Genomic DNA, 21,739 nt, shown 5'->3' on the forward strand with positions numbered 1-21,739 from the left:
GCACCGTGGCGTGACGGGCATTGAGGCTGAGCATGGTGAGGATGCGCCGGCACTTCCGGTCCGCGAAGCCGTGCTCGACCGCCGCCCGCCCGCTGGCGAGGCGGGCGGTGGCGATCTCGCTGGAGCGGTCCGGCCGGGCGGCGGAGATCCACGCTCGGACGAGTTCCTAGGCGGTGCTTTCCCGGAGACCGCTCACGGTGGTCTTGACGAGGCGGTGGGTGGCTGCGCGGCTGTCCAGGACGCCGGCTGCGGCCAGGGCGTGCAGGCAGTAGGCCGCGAGTTCACCGGCGGGCACATCCCGGCGTACGGCTCCGGCCGCGGCCGCGTCGGCTATGAGTTCCCGGATGAACTCTCGGAGGTGCTCGTGGGCGGCGGCCACGTGCTCGCCGGTGTGGAGCAGGGTGGCGAGGCGGGAGTCGTGCTCCCGCCGGTGGGAGATCGCTGCCGCGTAGCCCGTCAGCACCGCCTCGAGCCGCTCCATGGCGCCGTCGGTCCGGTCGCGGATCTCAAGGAGCTGCTTGAGGTGCTCGTCGATCTGGCGCTCGTGCCAGGCGCGCAGGATGGACTCCACGTCCGGGAAGTACTTGTACAGCGTCGCGCGTCCGATGCCGGTGTCCTTGGCGATCTGCGACATGGTCACGCCGGTGAGCCCGTGTTCGGCGACAAGGGTGGCGGTGGCGTCGAGGGTGGCTTCGCGGACGGCGTCCCGGTGCGCCGCGATCGTCTCGCTCCAGATTCTCGGCATGCCGCAATCATACGGCGTGAACCATACGCCCCGCCCTCGTGTAGACACCATGGCTTGACAAAGACAATGTGTATCGAAAAACTGGGGCTTCGTTCGCGTCATCGAGACGACCACGGCGAAGGAGTGCTCCATGCCCGAGTTGCCGTCCCACCCCGACACGACCCCCACCAGTCACACCGACCTCGCCGTCGAGCCCGTGGTCCCCGGCTGGTCCCAGGGCCGGAAGCTGCTGGTCATCGCCGCTGTCATCGGTCTGCTGGTGCTGGTCGCCGTGCTGCACCTGACCGGCGTCGTCGGCGGGGAGGGCCACTGATGATCGAGGCCGTCGGACTCACCAAGCGCTATGGGAGCGTCACGGCCGTGGACGGCTTGTCGTTCACTGTCCCCTGCGGGTCGGTGACCGGGTTCCTGGGGCCCAACGGGTCGGGGAAGTCGACCACGATGCGGATGATCATGGGATTGGATGCGCCGACCTCGGGGGCGGTCACGGTCAACGGCCGCCCCTATGCCGGCTATCGCCGTCCGCTGCGCGCGGTCGGGGCGTTGCTGGACGCCAAGGCGGTGGCCGGCGGGCGTTCGGCCTTCAACCATCTGCGGTGGCTGGCGCTGAGCAACGGCATCCCGAGCTCGCGGGTCGGGGTGGTGCTGCGTCAGGTGGGGCTGGCCTCGGCGGCGGGCAAGCACGTCGGCGGCTTCTCCCTCGGTATGGCACAACGCCTGGGCATCGCCGCCGCGCTGCTGGGCGATCCGCCGGTGCTGATGTTCGACGAGCCGGTCAACGGCCTGGACCCCGAGGGCGTCGCCTGGATCCGTACGCTGCTCAAGTCGCTGGCCGCCGAGGGCCGGACGGTGTTCCTGTCCAGCCATCTGATGAGCGAGATGGCCCTGACGGCAGACCGCCTGGTCATCATCGGACGCGGCCGCCTGATCACCGAGACCACCATGGCCGACTTCCTCGCGGCCGGGGCCGGCAACTCCATCAGGGTCCGCTCGACCGACACCGCGGTGCTGGCCGGCCTGCTCGCCGAGCGCGGCGCCACCGTCGCCAATGAGCCGGACGGCGCGCTACGGGTCACCGGCGCGAGTGCGGACGAGGTCGGCGAACTGGCCCGCGCCCGCGGGCTCGGCCTGCTGGAGCTGTCACAGCAGCAGATGTCCCTGGAGCAGCGCTACATGGAGCTGACCCGCGAGGCCGTCGAATACCAGGCCGATGGTCCCAACGATCACGAGGCCGGTCACCAGGCCGCCGATCCGGCAGCGCCGTCGACGCCGGCGCTCACCGCGAAGTAGAAAAGGGTCCACGCCATGGCCACCGTCACCGCCCCATCGACCCCACTGCAAACCGAGCGCCGCCGGGGCGACTTCACCAACGTACTGCGTGCGGAGTTGTGCAAGCTGCGCACCGTCCGCTCCACTTACTGGGTCCTGCTGGTCGCCTTCGCCGCCAACATCGCTTTCGCGGGCCTCGCCGCGGCCGTCCTGGCACCCCGGCTGGACTCCGCAGACCTCGCTCACGTCGACGTGGTCCAGCTCGCGCTGGCCGGACTGCACCTGTCCCAGGTCGCGTTCGGCGTGTTCGGCACCCTGTTCATCACCAGCGAATACAGCACCGGCATGATCCGTACGACGCTGGCCGCCGTGCCGCGGCGCCGTAGCGTCCTGGCGGCCAAGGCCCTGGTCTTCGCCGGGGTCGCGCTGATCACCTCCACCGCGTCCACGTTCGCCGCCTATCTGACCTTCCAGGCGGCACTGCCCGCGCACACCCTGACCGGGACGTCGCTGTCGGACCCGGGGGTCGCCAGGGCGGTGCTCGGCGGCGGGCTGTATCTGACCGTGTTCGGGCTGCTCGGCCTCGGACTCGGCGCTCTTCTGCGCTCCTCGGCCGGCGCCATCGCGACCCTGCTCGGCGTGCTCTTCGTACCACCTCTGCTGCTGAACCTGCTGCCGGGGACGTGGAAGACAACCATCGGCCCGTACATCCCGATGCAGTCGGGCGGCCAGATCTACGTCGCCGCCCACCGCGAAGCGGCGAGCCTGGCCCCATGGCCGGGGTTCGGCGTGTTCTGCCTCTACGCCGCAGCGGCCGTGCTGGCCGGATTCGCCGTTGTCAACCACCGCGACGCGTGATCGGAGATGCGCACATGACCAGTCCCTACGCGCACCATGCCGCCCGCCGCCCGGAGGGTCTGGACGCCGCCCGCCCGCCGTGGGACATCGGCCGACCACAGCCCGCGCTGCTTGCCCTCGCCCGCAATGGCGCGTTGTGCGGGCGCGTCCTGGATATCGGCTGCGGGACCGGGGAGCACACACTGATGGCCGCGGCCGTCGGCCTGGACGCCACCGGGATCGACCTCGCCGCCGACGCTCTGCGCATCGCCGGGCAGAAGGCGCACGAGCGGGGCCTGACGGCACGCTTCCTGCGCCACGACGCCCTGCGCGTGGGCGAGCTCGGCGAACTGTTCGACACCGTCCTGGACTCGCTCGTGCTGCACGCCCTGGACGCCGCCGACCGTGCCGTCTACCTGGACGCAGTGCGTTCGGTCCTGCGCCCGGGGGGCAAGCTGTTCGTCCTCGGCTACAGCGACCGGCACACCGGGCAGCCAGCCGTACCGCACGAGCTGTCCCGCAGCGACATCGCGTCCTGCTTCACCGACGGGTGGGTGCTGGAATCGGTCCAGCCCACCGTGTGCGCCTCCAACCTGCACGCCGACGGCGTCGCCGCCTGGCTGATCACCTGTACGCGGATCTGAGCCCCGCACCCGGGTCCGAGCCCTGCCAGAGAGGATTCCCGGTCATGCCTGCCTCCCAAGCCCGTATCCCTACCGGTCGCGCCGAGCGCTACCTCACCCAGTTGTGCGCGCACATCAGCAAGTTGAGCCGGACGGACCTGACGGGCGCCGCGCCCCTCCGCCACGGCCATGGCGAGGGGAGCGCCGACTCGATGCCTCGGCGTGTCGAATCTTCCGGCCCCGGCGGGGTCGTCGACTTCGGCTGGGGACGCTGCACCCTGCGCGCCGACGGCGAGAACCTGGTACTGCGCGCCGAAGCGGATGACCAGCAGCGGCTGCAGCGCATCCAGGACGCCATCGCCCAGCGTCTGGAACGGATCGGCCGACATGACGGGCTGACCGTGACCTGGAGGCCGACTCCGCCGGAGGCGGGAACTGCCGCGCCGGCCGACGGCCCCGAGAGCGCGGCGGCGATCATCGAGGCCCTGACGGCGCCCGCGGGCCGGGCCGACCCCTACCCGCTGTACGCCGCAGCGCACCGGATCGGTCCGGTCCTGGCCGTCGCCGCCGACACGTTCCTCGTTTGTGGCTACGCGGCCGTCAACCAGGTGCTGCGCAACCCGGGATTCGGGCTGCCGGACACCACACCGAACCACCCCGAAGACGCTGCAGACCAAGCCGGCGCCGACGCGCTGCGCTCGATGAGCCGGTCGATCCTGCGGACCAACCCACCGGATCACAGCCGCATGCGCTCCCTGATCTCCCAGGTTTTCACCCCGCGCCGAGTCGCCTCCCTGCAGCCGTCGGTCGTGGACGCCGTGGACACCCTGCTCGACCGACTCGCCGAGTCCACAGCGGACGGCCGGACGGTCGACTTCATGGACCAGTTCGCCTTCCAGCTGCCGGTCACCGTCATCTGCGAACTCCTCGGCGTCCCCCCGGCCGACCGCCACCGGTTCCGCCGACTGGCATCCGACCTGACCACGGCGCTGGAACTTTCCGGCGGCGCCACCCGCTCCGAGGGCCCCGCCGACGCGGCCGCACGCGAACTCGCCGGGTACTTCACCCACCTGATCGGCGAACGGCGCAACGCGCCGGGCAACGACCTCGTCAGCGCCCTGGTGGCGGCCCGGGACGCGGACGACGGCCGCCTGTCCGACGAGGAACTGCTCGCCAACCTCATCCTGCTGCTCGTCGCCGGCTTCGAAACCACCACGGATCTTCTCGGCAACGGCCTGGCGATCCTGCTCGACCGGCCGGACCTCGCCGCGGCACTGCGCTCCGGACAGACCGCGACAGCAGGCTTCGTCGAAGAAGTACTGCGCTACGACTCCCCGGTGCAGGTCACCACCCGGGTCGCACGCGCCGACGCTCTCGACGTCGAAGGCATCCCCATACCCACAGGCAGCAACGTGATCCTGCTGCTCGGCGCCGCCAACCGCGACGCCGCCCGCTACCCCCACCCCGACAGCTTCGATCCCACCCGTACCGGCAACAAACCCGTCAGCTTCGGCGCCGGCCCGCACATCTGCATCGGCAACAGCCTGGCCCGGCTCGAAGCATCCACAGCCTTCCCCCGCCTCCTGGACCGCTTCCCCGCCCTCTCGGCAGACCCCGACCACAAGCCCACCCGCCGCGACCGGCTCGTCCTGCGCGGCTACCAGACCCTTCCGGTCGGGGTCGGTACGTCACGACCAGGCCCCGGGCCCGCACCGACGGCACGCCTGTCCGCGCCGGGCACCTGAAGGTGAGCTGGAGCGTAGGGGAGATGTGGTGTGCGGACGAGAGCCCGGCGGGAGCCCAGGCGTACCAATGTCCGCTCGGTGTGGCGGCAAGGTGTGCGCGTCGCATGGGGCGATCGAATATCGGCACGCACTGTCCACACGGTGTGCCGATGTGAGTCGTTCACCAAGCATCGCAGAGGTGTGCCGTGGGTTGGCGTGAAATGGCGATCTGCCAATACCAGGATCCTGATCTGTTCTTTCCCGTCGGACACATCACCAGTGGTCCGACGCTGATTCAGACAGACGAGGCGAAGGCCGTGTGCCATCGCTGCCCAGTGATGAAGCAGTGCCCGAACTGGGCCATCCGGGTCGATCCGGTGGAGGGAATATGGGGCGGCACCACAGAAGCGAACGCCGCGCCATGAGACACCGCACGGCACGTGTATCCCAGGACACGACGGAAACAGCAGCGTGAGTGCCCAGTGCCGTCGTCGTGCGAACTCGGGGCCGAGGTGGACGCGTTGAGGAAGCTGCCCGGCGCGGAGGGGCTGCGCTGGACGGGCCGCGCCGGCTGGCACTTCACCCTTGCCTTCTACGGCGAGGTCGACGAGGCCGTCGTACCGGAGCTGTCGGCGCGGCTGGAGCGGGCGGCCCACCGTACCCGGCCCTTCCCGCCGGCCGTGAAGGGTGGCGGGCGGTTCGGACACGGCCGGGCCGTGTGGGCGCGGGCCCACGGCGACCGGGAGACCCTCCGCCTCCTGGCCGACCGCGTGGAGGCGGCAGGGCGGAAGGCGAGGGTTGAGACGGGGGAGCATCGGCGGTACCACACCCACCTGACGGTGGCGCGCAGTCGGGACGCGGTGGACGTACGGCCGTACCTGGAGGTGCTCGACCGGTTCGCCAGTCGTACCTGGACGGTGGAGGAGCTGGGGCTGGTGCGGAGCAGTCTGCCGAAGTCGGGGGTGCCGGGGGAGCAGCCCCGCTACGAGGTGGTCGGCCGTTGGGCGCTGGGCGGCGCCGGTCAAGCTTGATGCGTGGACCCGAAGACCCGGAATCGGATCATGGCCGGTGTGCTGGTGCTGATGTTCGTCGTCGTGGCGTTGGCGGCCGCGCTCGGAAGGTAGGGCAGCGCCCCTGACGGGGCGCTGCCCTCAACGGGTCACTTGGGCGGGTCGATCTTCACCTCTATGCCGTTGTCGTCATAGAACTTCACGTGGTCCCAGTCCAGATTGCCCCGCTTGTTGTACTTCACGATCTGGGCCATCTCCCATTCGGTGGACTTCCAGTTGGTGCCTTGTCCGTTCGTCACGGCGAGCTCGAACTTCTGCTGGTACGTGCCGGTGGGCGGATCGAAGCCCTTCAGGCTCACGGCGATCTTGCCGTTCTCCCGCATCACGCCTTCGACTTCGGACATCCACCTGGTGTACGGAATGCCGCCGGGCAGGTAGGCCTCCACCGCCTTGTATTTCTCGTCCATGAAGTGGTAGCCCTTGAGTTCCGTCGTCGCGTCCCCGATGTGTTCCGTCACGCCGAGGACCAGGACCTTGCACTCGGAGTTGTGGACCAGGACCGGGGTCTGCCCGGCGAGGACGTAGAAGGAGTGCAGTCCCGCCACGGTGAGGCTGTAGGTGACGGTCGCGCGGGTGTAGGCGCGGTTGGCGAGAACCGTGGCGGTCCGGCCGCTGTCCGTGCGCAGGCTGTCGCCGGGCCGCAGGTCCTGCGCGGGTACCCAGGCGTGGAGGTTGGTGCTCCAGAAGGGGTGTTCGTAGGTGGCCGAGAGCTCCGCGCGCTCGCCGGTCGGGCCCCGGATGGTGAGGGCGGCGAGGTACTTGTCGTCGTACTGCGTGACGATCTGCTGCGTGACCCGCCGGGCCGCGGTCTCGCCGGTCTCCGGGTCGGTGGCCCGGACCAGGTCACCTGCCGCGACCTTCTCGATCGGCAGGCTGCCGCCGTCCGCCATGAGGACGCGGGTGCCGGGCAGGAAGCACTGGGTGCAGCCGCGTTCCAAGGCCCGCAGCGTCTTGTACGCGACGCCAGCATGCGGAACTTGGACGACATGAACACGTCGCGTTGCAGCTCCCAGCAGGCGTCCAGATCGTGCTTCTGGGCGCAGTTCTCCAGCTGGGTGAGGCCGGTGATGGCGTTGACGATGTCGTTGAGCTGCTTCATGCTCGCCTCGAAGGCGGGCCCCCGGGAAAGCACGTCGCAGTAGGCCTCGTGGTGAGCAGGACCCGGTCGTCCTGTTCCTGGGCCTCCGTGAGGCCCGTGTCCAGGAAGATCTGGAGGTCCTCGGCGGTGCCGGCGAGCGCGGTCCGGCCGCGCTCCTGCACCTCGGGACCGCCCGCGTCGATCGCCCGGGCGAGCAGGACCCGCTGGTCCTGCTCCAGAGGTTCCTGGTAGCCCGACTTCATGAAGGCGACGAGGTCGCCCTCGCTGCCCGCCAGCGCGGTGCGGACGGCATCGAGGGTGTTGTCCCCGCCCATGGCGGCCAGTTGGGCGGCCTCGATCCGGTAGTCCTGGAGCTCCTGGTCCCCGTAGTTCGCGAGGAAGGCGGCGATGTCGTCGGGGCTGCCGACCAGCGCGGCCTCGGCGGCCGACCGCACTTCGGTGCCTCCGGACGCCCAGAGGTCCACCGCCTGCTGACGGAAGCTGCGGGATATCGGTACGACCGTGTCGTCCACCGTGTCGTCGGCGGCGGCCGGGTATGCGCCGAGCAGACCGGCCAGCACGGCCAGGGCCAGTGAACCAGCTGTGCGTCTGAGGGCGCCCCTGCGTATCCCGGAGCGCCCGGGTCGTTTTCCTCTCACGGATGTCCTCTTCCACCCCGGAATAGCAGCTGTAGCAGACCGCTATTCCCTTTTGTTGGATCCCGGATATTGTCACCGGGGAGCATATCCAAACGGGTGTGGAAAAAGGGTGAAGAAAAAGTCAGCCGGACCTTCCGGTGAATCCCGCCACAGCCGGACCGACGGATTCCGGAAGGTGCGCCAGGGCGAGCGCCACCGCCTCCTCCACGGTGGGCGTCTCCCCGATCATCCCGGTGTTCGGATGCCGCAGGACGATGTACGGCCCGCCGCCGTACTGCGGGGCGATTGCGACCTCGTCGTGGTAGGGGCGCCCGGTACAGGAGCTGAAGGCGACCGTCCAGTGGCTGGTGAACGGGAAGAGCTCCCGCAGCCGGGGTTGCTCGTACGCCGCCTCCACCAGCCGTCCGAACTCGGGGAAGGTCGGGGTGTCGGCGGCCTTCTCCTTCAGCCGGTCCCACTGCGCGGCGACCGCCGCCTCGGGTCCGCGCTCGTGGGCCTCGGCGAGCTGGTCGAACAGGAGGAAGGGCAGCGCCGCACGCATTCGCGGTACCGGTGTGCCCGCCGCCCAGGCCGCACCCGCCTCGACGACGTCCCCGAGCTCCCGCGCCTCCCCGGTGACGATGTCGACCTCCCCGGCCCGGCCGATGACCTGGAAGCCACGGGTGTCGGTGCGCGGGAAGACCGTGAGCGGCTCTCGGCCGGGGGCCGTGGTGGCGATACCGATCGAATCCGCTATTTCCTTTCGGCCGGGAACGAGAATGAGAGGGATGCCGAGGCCGGCTGCCAATTGCTCCAGTGCGGCGGCCAAGCCGCCGGCCTCGACCACGTCCGGATAGAATTCGGAATTCACCCGGACAGTGTGGCATCCCGGATGCTCCTACCGCGCCGCGTATCCGAAGCGGAGACCCGCGGCCGGGAGACCGCCCGCGCCCGGCTGGTACGTCGTCACCGCGGCGACCGTGCCGGTGAGCGGCGGCGCGGAGGCCGGCGACTGGTGGTGTGCGCGGTGTCCGTCACCCAGTCGGCGGCGGTGCGGCCGTAGCCGACCGCGCGCAGCTGCTCCCCCGCCGTGACGGCGGTGGACGCGACGGTCACCGGGGTGACCCCGGTGACGGGCCGCGCGAGGCGGGCCAGCACCAGGTCACGGCCGGTTCGCGGCACGAGCTGCACCACGGCGCTGGTCTTGCCCTCGACGGTGGCGGTGGCCGCCAGGGCGGGCTTGCCCGCGGCGACGCTGGGCGCCGTGAGGTCGGCGGCTGTGTGCAAGCAGGCGGCAGGTCAGTGGGTGGGTCGTGGAGCTCGCAGGTGGGCCCGCTGCGCCAGCTCCTCCTCGTCCACCAGCTCGAGCATGGGCTTGCCCGGCGCGCACATCATCGTCACCACGAACCGGGTCCGCGCGTCCGTCAGCGCGTTGCCGTCCTGGTAGCGGATCGCGTCACCGCCCGGCTCCCGGAACGTCCCGCCGGCCTCGACCACGCGCTCGGGCTCGCCCTCGAGCTCGAAACGGACCGCACCCTCGATGACATACCCGAAGGCCGGCCCCGAGTGGCGGTGCGGTGGAGTGCCCGGGTCGCCGGGCTCCCAAGTTGAACGGCCAACGGCTGGGCTTTGCCGCCACCGCGGTGCCGGACACAGACGCTCAAGATCAGGTCGTGAGGAATTCGATGAGCGCCGCGTTCACCTCGGCCGGGCGTTCCTGCTGTGTCCAGTGTCCGCAGCCCGCCAACTTGAGGGGCTCGCGCCGCAGGTTGGGCATCCGGTCGGGGAGGCTGTCGATGAGTTCGGGCGTGCCGGGGAAGGCGGGAACGGGGTCGCGGTCGCCGTAGATGTACAGGGCGGGAGGGGTGACGACGGCGCCTTGCCAGGGAGCGGTCAGTTCCCAGTTGCGGTCGAGGTTGCGGTACCAGTTGAGAGCCCCGGTGAAGCCCTTGGAGAAGCTCTCGGTGAGTGCGTCGAGATCGTCCTCGGTGAACCACTCCGGCAGTACTTCGGGGTCGGGCATGTCCGCGAGCCAGCCCCGCTCGGGGTCGACCAGCGGCTGCTTGACCGCGCCGGGAGCCTCTCCGGAAGCCGAGTAGAAGAATTTCCGCAACGCGGTGCGCGTGTCCTTGGCGAACTCGGCGTCGGCGACACCGGGGCGGTTGAAGTAGTTCCAGTAGAAGCGGCCGCCGAACCTCTTGTCCATGGTGGCCAGCGGAGGCTCCGTGCCCCGGAACGGGGGTGGCACGCTCAGGCCGGCTACCCCGAGCACCATGTCCGGCCGCAGCAGAGCGGTGTGCCAGGCGACCGGCGCGCCCCAGTCGTGCCCGACGACGTATGCCTGCTCCTCGCCCAGTGCCCGGATCAGGCCGACGACGTCGCCGACCAGATGGAGGATGCTGTACGCGTCGACGTTGTCGGGATGGTCGCTGCGCCCGTATCCACGCTGGTCGGGGGCGACCACTCGGAAGCCCGCGTCGGCCAGGGGACCGAACTGGCGGTGCCACGAGTGCCATGACTCGGGGAAGCCGTGCAGGAGCACCACCAGGGGGCCTTCGCCTTCCTCGGCGATGTGCAGCCGAACCCCGTTCGCGTCGACCATTCGATGCTCAGCCATGCGTACGAGCGTACGCGCCATGATCTTCGGCGGCGACTCCGCTGCTCGGCGGCTCCGGTCCCGGGCACGCCCGACACGCGACCATGCTCCGGGACCCTCCTCGTGCTGACAAACGCCGAGGTCCAGCACTGCCGGACGATCACCCGCAAGCTTGAAACGATCTCTGTCGGATCACCACCAGTGGTGCCCCGTCAACGCCCCGACCAGCACGCTGAACCTGCGGATCACGACCGGAGGCGGGCGCCAGGGCCCAACCGGGCGGTGACTTCCTTGGGCGTCAGAGCCGAGTGCTCCGCGGAACACTCGACGACAGCGCGCACCGGAGCTCCGCACTCGGTATGGCGTACGTCCAGGACGGTGCCCTGCGGATCTGGAGCGTACGTCTCGCCCCACTGGCGCAGCGCCACCACGACGGGCCACAGGTCCCAGCCCTTGCGGGTCAGGCGGTACTCGTTGCGGGGGCGGCTGCCCGGTTCCTGGTACGGGACGGTCCGCAGGATGCCGGCCGACGTCAGCTTCCGGAGCCGGTCACTCAGGACCGACTCCGACAGGCCGATGTGGTGGTGGAAGTCGTCGAACCGGCGGACCCCGTTGACGGCATCACGCAGGATCAGCAGCGTCCACTTCTCCCCGACCACGTCGAGCGTGCGCTGGACGGGGCAGTTCTCCGTGCTCGCCTCAAGCCACTCCATCTCGTCATAGTAGGCAGTCTCACTTCGTCGTTGACAGTCAGGCGATCGCGCAGCTAGCTTCGATCTACGAAGTCAGAGGAAAGAGGCGTTGCGCTGTGGGACGGACACGTACGTATGACTGGGACGATCCCGCGACCACGGCAGCGGCCGCCGCACGCGTCTCCGGCATTGAGTTCCTGCGTGAGCTGCAGGCGAGGCGCCTGCCGGGGGCGCCCCTCAGCGCCACCCTGGACTTCTCGCTCGACGAGGTGGAACCCGGCAGGGCGGTGTTCTCGCTGACACCGGGGGAGGAGCACTACAACCCGATCGGCAGTGTGCACGGCGGCGTCTACGCCACCCTGCTCGACTCGGCGGCAGGCTGCGCCGTCCACTCCACCCTCCCGCAAGGCGTGGCGTACACCTCGCTCGACCTGACCGTGAAGTTCCTGCGCCGCATCACCGTCGACACGGGCACGGTGCGCGCCATCGGCAGGGTCGTCAACAGCGGCCGTCGGACCGCCCTCGCCGAAGCCACGCTGGTCGACGCGAACGATCGCCTCCTGGCTCACGCCACCAGCAGCTGCATGCTCTTTCCGGTGCCGCCCTCTCGGACCTGAGATCTCTGTTCCGGAACCAACCGCGGGGGAGCGTGAGCTGACCCGAGGGAATCCCATGTAGCCCATGCGGGCGGGTGGTACGGGGTCGTAGAGTCATATATCCCTCCCGGAATCCCTTTGCTGACATAGTGCGGCCATGCAGATCACGACCGTCGCTGGCCGCGTGCGCCGACCGATCCGGGCATCCGGTGAGGCCCACCGGTTCCTCCGGTGAAGGCGTCGTTCACGCGGTCCCCGAGGGGACCGGCCCGGGGGGAGCGCGGCCGCCGCAGTCGTCGCACGACTCTCGCCCTCGTTCTTACCGGTGCCGTCGTGATCACCGGAGTGGCCGTCCTCGCCGGCACCGTCCCCAACGGGGGCCACCGTTCCCCCGGCCACCCCGGCCACCCCGGCCCCACCGCGGCCCCGTCCCCCGGCGCCCCGGGCATCGGCGATCCGCTCGTGCCGCTCGACGGCAACGGCGGCTACACGGTCCGCCACTACACGCTCGACTTCGACTGGCGGGCACCGCGGACCCCCTTCGAAGCCGGCGCCACCGTCAGCGCCACCGCGACGCAGGCTCTGTCCCGCTTCGACCTCGACTTCGCGGGCAACACGCTGCACACGGTCACCGTGGACGGCGCACCGGCGACCGCCCTGCGCGACGGCGACGAACTCGTCGTCACGCCCGCGAAGCCGATCCCCCAAGGCAGCACCTTCACCGTGCGGGTCGCCTACACCGCCGACCCGACACAACAACGGCACCGCGGGGACGCGATCCAGGACTACGGCTGGGTGCCCACGCCCGACGGCACCGTGCTCTACGCGCAGCCCGACGGCGCCAAGATGATCTTCCCGGCGGACGACCATCCGAGCCTGCGGGCGCCGGTCACCTTCCGCATCACCACCCCACCCGGCCTCAGTGCGGTGGCCAACGGCCGGCTCGTCGAGCGCGTCCGGCGACCCGGTGGACGGATCCGGTGGACGTACGACTCCGAGCAGCCGGTCGCCGCGCAGCTGATCCAGATGGCGATCGGGAAGTTCGCGTTCGTCGACAGCACCGGCCCGCGCGGACTGCCCGTCCGGGACGTGGTCCCGGGGGACCTGGTCACCGACACCGAGGCGTACCGCTCGCTCACCGCCGAGCACCTGGCCTGGCTGGAGGAGCGGCTCGGCCCGTACCCCTTCCGCCGCTACGGCGTGCTGGTCGGGGACACCGACCTGCCGGTGGCGCTGGAGTCGCAGTCGCTGTCCGTCCTGCCGAGGGCCGACCTGCTGGGTGACCAGGTCGACGCCGAGCGCAACCTCGTGCACGAGCTGACCCACCACTGGACCGGCGACAGCGTCGCCATCCGGCGGTGGTCCGACCTGTGGCTGAGCGAGGGGCACGCCCGCTTCTACGAACGTCTCTACTCCGACACCCACGGCGGCGACAGCATCGAGGACGCGATGCGGGCGGCGTACGAGCAGCACGACCAGTGGCGGCACGAGGACGGGGCGCCCGCCGAACCCACCGAGGCGACCCTGTTCAAGCTGATGCGGTACGACGGCTCGGCGCTGGTGCTCTACGCCCTCCGGGAGAAGGTCGGCGAGGCGACCTTCGACAGGATCGAGCGGTCCTGGGTGACGAAGTACCGGGGCCGGGCCGCCGGCACCCGGGACTTCGTCGCGCTCGCCTCCGAGGTCGCCGGCCAGGACCTCGACCCGTTCCTGACCCCGTGGCTGTACGGGGCACACACCCCGCCCATGCCGGGGCACCCCGACTGGCAGGTCGACCCGGTCCAGGACTGAACCGCCACGCCGCACGTACTGCCGCCGACCGGGTGGCCTGTGCCGGGCCGCTGGTCCACGCCGGTGACGGTTGGCGCGACGTGGCTCGTCGGACACGGAAGCGTACGAGGGGTGGCGTGAAGGGCAACTCCTTTGTCCTGGTTGCGTCCTGGTTGCGTCCTGGCTGCGACGAGCATGGTTGGAGACCGTTGCAATGATGAGAAGACCTGTCGCCCCCCGTGTCCCCGGCGCCCTGCGCGGGCGCCGCTGGCTGATCTGCGTGACTGCGTCGGCGGCGCTCCTGGTGCCCCTGCTGACCGGTCCGCTGGGCGGCGGGCCGGACGACCGGCGCCTCCAGGACGTCTTCACGGACGCCGCGAACGAGTATCACGTGCCGCGGAGTGTGCTCATGGGCGTGGCCTACCTCCAGTCGCGATGGGACTCCCATCCGGGCGCCCCGAGCGTCGTCGGCGGCTATGGGCCGATGCACCTGGTGGACGCCGGCCAGGCCCTGGACCCGTCGGCGCCGCCCCGCGGGACCGCCCGGCCGGACGCGGTGGCGGCGGGACCACCGGCCTCACCAGGGGCGAAGGTCTCGAGCGGCCGTTCAGTGCAGCCGGCGGACCTGGAACGGGCCGCCCGCCTGATCGGGGTCCCGGCGGAGAAGCTGCGGACGGACGCCGCCGCCAACGTGCGCGGCGGCGCGGCCCTCCTGGCGGAGACGCAGCGACAGTTGGGCAAGCCGCTCAGCACTGACACCGCGGACTGGTGGGAGGCGGTGGCGCGCTTCCCGGGCACGGCGGACAGGACCTCGGCGGCGACGTACGCCAACGACGTCTTCGAGGTGATCCGTCGGGGCGCCCACCGCACCACCGACGCGGGGCAGCACGTCAGCCTCCCCGCCAGCCCGGGCGTGCGCCCCCACCGCCCGGCGGTCGCACGGCAGCCGAAGGATGTCGAGTGCCCGCCGGAGCTGTCCTGCTCCTGGCTCAGCGCGCCGTACGTCGAGATCGACGACGACGGTGATTACGGCAATCACGACCTGGCCGACCGGCCCCGGGACCAGAAGATCGAGTACATCGTCATCCACGACACCGAGGCATACCTGCCGAGCATGTTCCAGACCGTGCAGGATCCGACGGAGGCGTCGTGGCACTACTCCATCCGCTCCAAAGACGGTCACGTCACCCAGCACATCAGGACCAAGGACATGGCCTGGCACTCCGGCAACCAATTCGTGAACGCCCGCTCGATCGGCATCGAGCATGAAGGTTTCCTCACGCAGCCCAACACCTGGTACACGGAGGAGATGTACCAGTCGTCGGCCCGCCTGGTGCGCTACCTGGCGAAGAAGTACGACATCCCGCTCGACCGGCAGCACATCTTCGGCCACGACAACGTCCCGTCCCCGACCGCCGGCAGCATCCCCGACATGCACGACGACCCCGGCCCCTTCTGGGACTGGCGGCACTACTTCGACCTCCTCGGCGCGCCACTGCGGGCCACGGCCGGACCGGACAGCGACATGGTGACCGTGCTGCCCGACTTCGCCACCCACAAGCCGCCGTTCACGGGGTGCGCCGGTGACGGTGTGCTGTGTGCGCCGCACGGCTCCAGCGCCGTCCGCCTCCACACCGAGCCGTCCGAGAACGCCCCGCTGATCCAGGACCCGGGCCGGCACCCGGACGGCGACGACTCCACGCAGGACGTCAACGACCTGGGGTCGCGGGTCTCCGCCGGCCAGACCTTTGCGGTCGCCGAGCGCAGCGGCGACTGGACGGCGATCTGGTTCCAGGGCAACAAGGCGTGGTTCAGCAACCCGAAGAAACACCCGACGGCCGTAGGCGCGGCCGGCCGGATGGTGACTCCGAAGGAAGGCCTGAGCGAGATCCCGGTGTTCGGGCGCGCACTCCCGGAGGAGGACGCCTACCCGGAGGGGGTGGAGGAGCCCCCCGAGTCACCGCTCCCGTACAGCCTCCTCGAGGGTCAGCGGTACGTGACACAGTCCAGCCTCGACGGCTCGTACATCGACAGGTCGTTCTTCGTCGACACACCGAACCCGGTGGTGAAGGGCGAGGAGGAGTACTACGAGATCCAGTTCGGCCACCGGCTCGCCTACGTCCGGGCGAGCGACGTGGACGTGGTGACCGCTTCCTCCGCCGCGGCGGGACCGCCGCCGGGAGACGGGGAGCGCTCTTTCGGGCAGTGAGGGTTCCGGACGCCTTCGCGACGTGGGCGCCGCAGGACACAGCGCCGTGCCTGCGGCTCGCCCTCTCGGGGGGACGCTGTCGCCCCCCCCGTATGCCCGTCAACCCTGGTCCTGGTGGGTGGGAACCGACTGCTCGGTCCAGATCGTCTTGCCCTGGGGCGTGTACCGGGTGCCCCATGCCTCGGCCAACTGCGCGGCGATGAACAGACCCCGTCCGCCCTCGTCGACCGTGCGGGCGTGGCGCAGGTGGGGCGCGGCCGAGCCGGTGTCACAGACCTCGCACGTCAGGCTGCGGTCGTTCACCAGGCGGACTTCCACGGGTGGGCTGCCGTACCGGATGGCGTTGGTGACCAGCTCGCTGATGATGAGCTCGGTGTTGAACGCCGTCTCCTCGTCCACGTGCCACTCGGCGAGCTGCCTGCGCGTACGTTTCCGGGCGAGCGCCACCGCGGTCGGCTCGGATTCGAACCGCCATGCGGTGAACTGGTCCGTGGGGAAGGACCGGACCCGCGCGATGAGCACCGCGGCGTCGCCCGCCCCCAGGCCGGGCGGGAGCGCGTACACGATGTCGTCGCACAGGTCCTGGAGGGGCCGCTCGCCATAGTCCGGCGACTCCCGCAGCGGGCGTGAGGAGTCCGCGAGGTACGAGGTCAGCAGCGGGTCGCTGGCGAACACCAGGACGCTGCCCTCCGGCACCTCGAACTCCACGGTGGCGAACGGCGCGTCCTCCCCGGTGCCGAGGCCGGGGCCGGACGGCGTGTCGGGGACGGTGACGGTGCCGTCGGGGCAGACGAGGACGGGGGCCAGCCGCCCGGCGCCGGCCATCGTGCACCTGCCGGTCAGGGGGTCGTGGACCGCGTACACACAGTCGGCGGTGAGCGCCTCGCGGCGCAGCGGGTCGCCCAGGGGCAGCTCCGCCCGTTCGGCCGCCAGCTGTGCCGCCGTGTCGTGCAGCCGGGCCAGGAGCTCGTCGGGGGCGAGGTCGAACGTGGAGAGTGAGCGCACGACCGTACGCAACTGGCCCATGGTGGCCGCCGCGTTGAGGCCGCTCCCGGACACGTTGCCGACGACGAGCGCGGTGCGGGCGCTGGACAGGGCGATGGTGTCGTACCAGGCGCCGGGATCGGCACCCGTGACGGACAGGTACGCCGTCTCCAGGGAGGCGTGGGTCTCGGGGCTTCGGGGCAGCAGTTGACGGTGGACCGTGGCGGCGACGGAGTGTTCCCGGGTGAAGCGGCGGGCATTGTCCATGCACAGGGCCGTGTGGACGGCCAGCTCGACCGCGAGTTCCCGGTCGCCCTCGTCGAAGGGCGGCGACTGTCCGGTGCGGTAGAGGCTGAGGAGGCCCAGGACCGTGTCGCGCAGGGCCAGGGGAGCGGCGAGGAGGGTGTGGGCGCTCGAGGAACGGATGGCCTCCGCACGCGGTGGGTCGACGGACATCCACGGGGCGTCGGGGGCCAGGGCAACCACCCGGGGGCGCAGATCGGCCATGGCCTGGGTGAAGGGGGTGGGACCCGGCAGGCGGTGTACGTCACCCACCGGATGGGCCTGGGGCGGCCGCGCGGCCGTGCTCCGGAAGGCGACGCGCATCAGGGGAGTGTTCGGGGGCAACGGGGCGAGCGGCGGGTCATCGCCGCGGATCACGGCGTCCACCACCTCCACGACGGCGAAGTCGGCGAACGCGGGCACCAGGGCATCGACGAGGTCCTCGCAGGACACCGCCATGTCCAGCGTGCGTCCCACGGTCCGGCGGACGGCGTCCAGCACCCGGGTGCGGCCACGGGTCCGCTCCCGTTCGGTGACGTCGAGTGCGGTGACGGCCACGCCGAGGACCGTCCCGTGCGGGTCCTCCAGGCGCAGCGCGGTGATCTCGAAGTGGCGTTCCTGGGACGGGTCCCCCTTGAGCCGCGCCCGGACGATGTGCCGCCGCAGGGGGACCCCGGTGTCCAGCACCTCCCGGACGGGAGCCTCGACGTCGCCGTACATGGCCTGGAACGGTTGCCCGATCGCGTCGTCGAGAGAGACGCCCGCCATGGCGGGCGTGGAGGTGTTGACCCGCACGACCCGCAGATCGGTGTCCAGCAGGTGCAGTCCGACAGGTGACCGGGTGAACAGCGCTTCCAGCATCGAAGCCGCCGTCTCTTCCACCTCTCGGCCCGGATCGCCGTGCGCCACTGGAACCTCCTCCGGCTTTACGTGCCGTTCGTGCTTCCAGCGTGCAGGGCGGTCGAATCCGGCGCATTCGGGAGTACGCAGCCATGGGCCAACCGTTACTGTCCGTAACGTGCTGCGCCCGGTGCAACCGGAATTCCCGCGATCATGCTCGGCGCTCACGACAGAGCATGCGATCAGGAGGGGACGGGGATGGCCGGGGAGCAGGCGGCGTTCGGGGCGCTGCTTCACCGTGTCGGCGGTGGCCCAGCGGTGGGGTTTCGCCAACCCCGCGCACCTCAGCCGGGTGTTCCGCGGCGCCTACGGCCTCGCGCCGCGCGCACGGCGGAGCCTGCGCGGCAGCCTGAGTAGCGACGCATGGCCCGGCATCACCGGTCCGCCCGTACCGGATGCTTGCTCATGATCGAGACCCGGTTGAACGCGTTGATGGTGATCGCCACCCAGATCACCGCGGATATCTGGTCGTCGGTGAGCGCGTCCCTGGCGGCGGCGTAGGCGGACTCCTGCGCGGCGGTGTCGGCCGGCTGTGTCGTCGACTCCGCCAGCGCGAGAGCCGCCCGTTCCCCGGGAGTGAACAGCTCGGTGTCCCGCCAGGCCGCCAGCACTCCCAGCCGTTGCGTCGTCTCGCCGGCCCGCAGGGCGGCCCGGGTGTGGATGTGGAGGCAGTAGGCGCAGCCGTTGATCTGCGACACGCGGAGGTTGATCAGCTCCACCAGGGTGCGGTCGAGCCCGGCGTCGGCGGCGACCGCGCGCACTGCCTCCGATGTCTGCATCAGCGCGTGGTAAGCCTTGGGACTCTGCTTGTCGATGAAGATCCGCTGGGTCGCGGACCCCGGCGTGGGGCTGCTCAACCTGCACTCCTTCAGGGGCCGTTCCCGGCTCCCGTTGCTCCGGCGCGTACGTGGTGCCGCCTATAGTCCTATGATCATGATAGTAATTGTTGAATGTGAAACTATCATGTATGGAGGAGGCGATCCCGATGAGCGATGCCGAAGCAGGTCCCGTCGACGTACTCACCCCACGTGACGTGCCGCTGGGCGGCCCGCGGGCGATGACCGTGCGGCGCACGCTCCCGCAGCGCGCCCGGAGCCTGATCGGAGCCTGGTGCTTCGCCGACCACTACGGTCCCGACGACGTCGCCCGCACGGGCGGCATGGTGGTGGCCCCGCATCCGCACACCGGACTGCAGACGGTGAGCTGGCTGTTCAGCGGGGAGATCGAGCACCGCGACAGCCTCGGCAGCCACGCGTACGTACGGCCCGGCGAACTGAACCTCATGACCGGCGGACACGGCATCAGCCACTCCGAGGTCTCCACCCCGCGGACCACCGTCCTGCACGGAGTCCAGCTGTGGGTGGCGCTTCCCGGGGAGCACCGCCACACCGAGCGGGACTTCCAGCACTACGTCCCCGAGCCGGTACGGACCGACGGCGCGGAGATCAGGGTCTTCCTGGGCACCCTCGCCGGAGCCGCCTCACCGGTGCGGACCTTCACGCCCCTGCTCGGCGCCGAAGTCACCCTCGAACCGCGCGCCGCCCTGACCCTCGCCGTGGACCCCCGCTTCGAGCACGGCGTCCTCGTCGACCAAGGGCAGGTCAGGATGGCTGACACCCTGCTGCATCCCGCGGAGTTGGGCTACGTCCCCACCGGACGCGACACCCTGACGCTCACCAACGAGTCGGACGAGGCCGCCCGGACGGTCCTGCTCGGCGGAACTCCGTTCGAGGAGGAGATCGTCATGTGGTGGAACTTCATCGGGCGGTCCAATGAGGATATCGTGCAGGCCCGTTCGGACTGGATGAAGGGCTCCCGATTCGGTGAGGTGGTGGGTTACGACGGGGCACCACTGACCGCTCCCGAACTCCCGCATGTCCCGCTGAAACCGCGCGGAAGGGTGCGCTGACCTGGGGTTCCAGCTCTAGTGCACGCGTCTCGCGGGACACGGCTGTCCCCGCTCGGCACCCGGTGTTCCCGAGGGGCGATCGCTCCCCGGGAAGCCATCGATGGACAACGCCACGTTCTCATGTCTGGCCATCTGTAGCCGGGTTTAGTCAGCCTAATGCTGACCCGGTGCTGACTTTCCTGACGGAGCGTCAGCACTATTGCGTTGGCGTCGCAGCTGTTGGAGCGCCCGCCCCGGAGCTGCCGCTCGCGTGTTGGCCAGGCCGATGCTGACCTTGGTGACTTGTGCTGGGGCAAGGCGCCACCAAGTGCCTGGGCAACGAAGGTGAGGAGAAGTCCGTCACGAGGGGGCTTTGTGGGGATCCCCCAATGCCCCAGCGTGCCGCTGCTGTCGTACGGATGTTGAACGGCTCGACGTCGTAGGACAAGGACTCCATGAAGCCCTCGACGCCGAACTTCACGGCGGCGTAGGCCACGCAGAACTCCTGGCCGACAGCGCCGGCAAGGGAAGAGATCGTGAATGATGTGGCCGTCGCGCTGAGCGCGCATGATGGGCAGCACGGCGCGGGTGACATTCATCGGGCCGAACAGGTTCGTCTCGATCTGGGCGCGCATCTGCGCGTCGGAGATCTCCTCGAAGTAGCCGGCGTAGAAGTTGGCGGCGTTGTTGATCAGGACGTCGATGCGGCCGAATCGGTCGACAGCGGCCCGTGCGACGCTCTGCAGCGCGGCCGGGTCGGTGATGTCCGACGCCGCGGCCAGTAGGTTGTCCTGCCCGCCGCCGAGCGCTTGAAAGACTCGCTCGGGGCGGCGGGCGGTGGCCACGACCTGGTGACCCGCCGCATCCGGCGGTCGGAGTCCTCACCCTGGACTTCGACGCCATGGAACTGCCCGCGCAGCCCGGCCTGACCCTCACCGCATACACTGCCACGCCCGACACCCCCGACCATGACACCCTGCAACTCCTAGCGAGCTGGGCCGCTACAGAAGACGCCCAGCCCAGCAGTGACCCTGCTGCATCCAACCAACATGGCTGACCCTTGGATCAGCCTCGTCTTCCTGTAATGGCCCCAGCTGTGACCTCGGCCTGATTCCACGGCTGGCCGACCGCATCTGCCCGTAGAGCTTTGGCGCTGCCGTAGTGGGGAGTTCTTTCGCGGGCCTTGTTCAGCTCGGCGCAGATCCCCGCCTGCGTGCTGCCCGAGTACGGCACCGGACACTGTTCGGTCTGCTCCACGTCATGCCTGATTATCGGCAGCCGATACGTCACACACGTCCGGCCTGCTCCTGCTCGTCCTTGGCCCAGTCGCCAGGCGGGCAGCACACGGTCCGGCCACCCAACGCGGGCGTGGTCTCCTCCCTGCTAGACGGTGCCCGACAGGTCGGCGGGGCTGCCACGGTCATGTTCAGCAGGGCCGCTCTGCCACGGCCGCATGGGTCGCTGGCCGCTTGGCCGACAGGCCGGACCGGGCCAGGTCCGCGAGCTTGACGCATCGCTGCAGCAGTGCGTTCTGGTGGGCTACCGTCCTGCCCTCGGTTGCAGCGGTCCTCATCAACACACAAGCGCCCAACGCCCAGGTGTTCATGGCCGCTGTTTGTGCATCGATGGCACCGGTCGAGCAGTGGACCAGCGGACGGGCGCCAGCCTGAGATGTCGCGCCTGTAAAAGATGGGCCACGCCCCAGATTTCGGCCCGCACAGCGGACCAATCCCGTTGGTTTCTGTTCACGGGGTGGCCACACTCCGGACGTCCCCGGGCGCACCGGTGGCGGATTGGGCCCGTTCATTCTCCGGCATCGTGAAGTTCGACCCTCATCC

Annotated in this window: 20 protein-coding genes and 3 pseudogenes; 12 read left to right on the forward strand and 11 right to left on the reverse strand. The window is 70.2% G+C overall.

All coding sequences use genetic code 11. The features are described from left to right. Nucleotides 1-166: 166 nt before the first annotated feature. Nucleotides 167-745, reverse strand: a complete 579-nt coding sequence (locus tag ABT114_RS01895; RefSeq protein ID WP_351137478.1) for a TetR/AcrR family transcriptional regulator — start codon at nt 743-745, stop codon at nt 167-169. A gap of 130 nt (nt 746-875) precedes the next feature. On the opposite strand from ABT114_RS01895, the gene ABT114_RS01900 reads away from it, so the two are divergent. From ABT114_RS01900 to thpR, 7 genes are all read left to right on the forward strand, one after another. Then, nucleotides 876-1,058, forward strand: coding sequence for a hypothetical protein (locus ABT114_RS01900; RefSeq protein WP_351137480.1), 183 nt, complete (start codon nt 876-878; stop codon nt 1,056-1,058). Beyond that, the gene (locus tag ABT114_RS01905) at nt 1,058-2,035 is read left to right on the forward strand and encodes an ATP-binding cassette domain-containing protein (RefSeq protein ID WP_351137482.1); all 978 of its coding nucleotides are present in this window, start codon (nt 1,058-1,060) and stop codon (nt 2,033-2,035) included. The genes ABT114_RS01900 and ABT114_RS01905 overlap by 1 nt, the downstream gene beginning before the upstream one ends. A gap of 15 nt (nt 2,036-2,050) precedes the next feature. After that, entirely contained in the window at nt 2,051-2,872 is an 822-nt protein-coding gene (locus ABT114_RS01910) for an ABC transporter permease (protein ID WP_351137484.1), read from the forward strand. A gap of 14 nt (nt 2,873-2,886) precedes the next feature. Next, on the forward strand, nt 2,887-3,495 hold the full coding sequence (locus ABT114_RS01915) for a class I SAM-dependent methyltransferase (protein WP_351137486.1): 609 nt from the start codon (nt 2,887-2,889) through the stop codon (nt 3,493-3,495). Nucleotides 3,496-3,539: 44 nt separating this feature from the next. After that, nucleotides 3,540-5,219, forward strand: coding sequence for a cytochrome P450 (locus ABT114_RS01920; protein ID WP_351137488.1), 1,680 nt, complete (start codon nt 3,540-3,542; stop codon nt 5,217-5,219). Between the two features lie 185 nt (nt 5,220-5,404). Next, nucleotides 5,405-5,623: a WhiB family transcriptional regulator gene (locus ABT114_RS01925; RefSeq protein ID WP_502986847.1), complete on the forward strand. Its 219-nt coding sequence runs from the start codon at nt 5,405-5,407 to the stop codon at nt 5,621-5,623. A 57-nt stretch (nt 5,624-5,680) separates the two neighbouring features. Further along, nucleotides 5,681-6,229, forward strand: a complete 549-nt coding sequence (gene thpR / locus ABT114_RS01930; protein ID WP_351137490.1) for an RNA 2',3'-cyclic phosphodiesterase — start codon at nt 5,681-5,683, stop codon at nt 6,227-6,229. A 128-nt stretch (nt 6,230-6,357) separates the two neighbouring features. On the opposite strand, the gene ABT114_RS01935 is transcribed toward thpR, so the two are convergent. The 7 genes and pseudogenes from ABT114_RS01935 to ABT114_RS01965 all read right to left on the reverse strand — a co-directional run bounded on the left by ABT114_RS01935 (nt 6,358) and on the right by ABT114_RS01965 (nt 11,293). Beyond that, the gene (locus tag ABT114_RS01935; protein WP_351137492.1) at nt 6,358-7,206 is read right to left on the reverse strand and encodes a polymorphic toxin-type HINT domain-containing protein; all 849 of its coding nucleotides are present in this window, start codon (nt 7,204-7,206) and stop codon (nt 6,358-6,360) included. Nucleotides 7,207-7,363: 157 nt separating this feature from the next. Then, a complete protein-coding gene (locus tag ABT114_RS01940; protein ID WP_351137494.1) occupies nt 7,364-8,005 on the reverse strand; it encodes an ALF repeat-containing protein in 642 nt (213 codons plus the stop codon). Nucleotides 8,006-8,126: 121 nt separating this feature from the next. Next, nucleotides 8,127-8,855, reverse strand: coding sequence for a DUF6193 family natural product biosynthesis protein (locus tag ABT114_RS01945; RefSeq protein WP_351137496.1), 729 nt, complete (start codon nt 8,853-8,855; stop codon nt 8,127-8,129). A gap of 95 nt (nt 8,856-8,950) precedes the next feature. After that, nucleotides 8,951-9,271: a hypothetical protein gene (locus ABT114_RS50525; protein ID WP_502986856.1), complete on the reverse strand. Its 321-nt coding sequence runs from the start codon at nt 9,269-9,271 to the stop codon at nt 8,951-8,953. 12 nt (nt 9,272-9,283) lie between these two features. Then, a pseudogene (locus ABT114_RS01955) lies at nt 9,284-9,589 on the reverse strand (cupin domain-containing protein); the annotation flags it as partial. Between the two features lie 61 nt (nt 9,590-9,650). Continuing rightward, nucleotides 9,651-10,601: an alpha/beta fold hydrolase gene (locus tag ABT114_RS01960; RefSeq protein WP_351137498.1), complete on the reverse strand. Its 951-nt coding sequence runs from the start codon at nt 10,599-10,601 to the stop codon at nt 9,651-9,653. Between the two features lie 224 nt (nt 10,602-10,825). Beyond that, nucleotides 10,826-11,293: a winged helix-turn-helix transcriptional regulator gene (locus tag ABT114_RS01965; RefSeq protein WP_351137500.1), complete on the reverse strand. Its 468-nt coding sequence runs from the start codon at nt 11,291-11,293 to the stop codon at nt 10,826-10,828. Between the two features lie 95 nt (nt 11,294-11,388). Between ABT114_RS01965 and ABT114_RS01970 the strand changes: the two genes are divergently transcribed. From ABT114_RS01970 to ABT114_RS01980, 3 genes are all read left to right on the forward strand, one after another. After that, nucleotides 11,389-11,889: a PaaI family thioesterase gene (locus tag ABT114_RS01970; RefSeq protein WP_351137502.1), complete on the forward strand. Its 501-nt coding sequence runs from the start codon at nt 11,389-11,391 to the stop codon at nt 11,887-11,889. A gap of 312 nt (nt 11,890-12,201) precedes the next feature. After that, nucleotides 12,202-13,659 (forward strand): M1 family metallopeptidase, encoded by a 1,458-nt coding sequence (locus tag ABT114_RS01975; protein ID WP_351137504.1) that lies wholly within the window; start codon nt 12,202-12,204, stop codon nt 13,657-13,659. 196 nt (nt 13,660-13,855) lie between these two features. Beyond that, complete coding sequence (locus ABT114_RS01980; protein ID WP_351137506.1) at nt 13,856-15,847, forward strand: N-acetylmuramoyl-L-alanine amidase; 1,992 nt, start codon at nt 13,856-13,858, stop codon at nt 15,845-15,847. Between the two features lie 99 nt (nt 15,848-15,946). On the opposite strand, the gene ABT114_RS01985 is transcribed toward ABT114_RS01980, so the two are convergent. Both ABT114_RS01985 and ABT114_RS01990 read right to left on the reverse strand, forming a co-directional pair. Beyond that, entirely contained in the window at nt 15,947-18,022 is a 2,076-nt protein-coding gene (locus ABT114_RS01985) for a SpoIIE family protein phosphatase (protein ID WP_351137509.1), read from the reverse strand. A 365-nt stretch (nt 18,023-18,387) separates the two neighbouring features. Next, entirely contained in the window at nt 18,388-18,870 is a 483-nt protein-coding gene (locus tag ABT114_RS01990; protein WP_351137511.1) for a carboxymuconolactone decarboxylase family protein, read from the reverse strand. Between the two features lie 128 nt (nt 18,871-18,998). Here ABT114_RS01990 and ABT114_RS01995 point away from each other — a divergent pair, with 128 nt between their 5' ends. Then, complete coding sequence (locus ABT114_RS01995; RefSeq protein WP_351137513.1) at nt 18,999-19,922, forward strand: pirin family protein; 924 nt, start codon at nt 18,999-19,001, stop codon at nt 19,920-19,922. Between the two features lie 388 nt (nt 19,923-20,310). On the opposite strand, the pseudogene ABT114_RS02000 reads toward ABT114_RS01995, so the two are convergent. Beyond that, nucleotides 20,311-20,764: pseudogene (locus tag ABT114_RS02000) on the reverse strand (SDR family NAD(P)-dependent oxidoreductase); the annotation flags it as partial. Here ABT114_RS02000 and ABT114_RS02005 point away from each other — a divergent pair. After that, nucleotides 20,764-20,958: pseudogene (locus ABT114_RS02005) on the forward strand (MmyB family transcriptional regulator); the annotation flags it as partial. The pseudogenes ABT114_RS02000 and ABT114_RS02005 overlap by 1 nt on opposite strands. Nucleotides 20,959-21,739: the final 781 nt, after the last annotated feature.

It is taken from the genome of Streptomyces sp. NPDC002088 (assembly GCF_040296605.1).
GTDB lineage: Bacteria > Actinomycetota > Actinomycetes > Streptomycetales > Streptomycetaceae > Streptomyces.

What these genes read in the sequence shown, in the direction of transcription:
- ABT114_RS01895 (WP_351137478.1), bottom strand. Translation starts at nt 745, where the DNA reads ATGCCGAGAATCTGGAGCGAGACGATCGCGGCGCACCGGGACGCCGTC.
- ABT114_RS01900 (WP_351137480.1), top strand. Translation starts at nt 876, where the DNA reads ATGCCCGAGTTGCCGTCCCACCCCGACACGACCCCCACCAGTCACACC.
- ABT114_RS01905 (WP_351137482.1), top strand. Translation starts at nt 1,058, where the DNA reads ATGATCGAGGCCGTCGGACTCACCAAGCGCTATGGGAGCGTCACGGCC.
- ABT114_RS01910 (WP_351137484.1), top strand. Translation starts at nt 2,051, where the DNA reads ATGGCCACCGTCACCGCCCCATCGACCCCACTGCAAACCGAGCGCCGC.
- ABT114_RS01915 (WP_351137486.1), top strand. Translation starts at nt 2,887, where the DNA reads ATGACCAGTCCCTACGCGCACCATGCCGCCCGCCGCCCGGAGGGTCTG.
- ABT114_RS01920 (WP_351137488.1), top strand. Translation starts at nt 3,540, where the DNA reads ATGCCTGCCTCCCAAGCCCGTATCCCTACCGGTCGCGCCGAGCGCTAC.
- ABT114_RS01960 (WP_351137498.1), bottom strand. Translation starts at nt 10,601, where the DNA reads ATGGCTGAGCATCGAATGGTCGACGCGAACGGGGTTCGGCTGCACATC.
- ABT114_RS01965 (WP_351137500.1), bottom strand. Translation starts at nt 11,293, where the DNA reads ATGGAGTGGCTTGAGGCGAGCACGGAGAACTGCCCCGTCCAGCGCACG.
- ABT114_RS01980 (WP_351137506.1), top strand. Translation starts at nt 13,856, where the DNA reads ATGAGAAGACCTGTCGCCCCCCGTGTCCCCGGCGCCCTGCGCGGGCGC.
- ABT114_RS01995 (WP_351137513.1), top strand. Translation starts at nt 18,999, where the DNA reads ATGAGCGATGCCGAAGCAGGTCCCGTCGACGTACTCACCCCACGTGAC.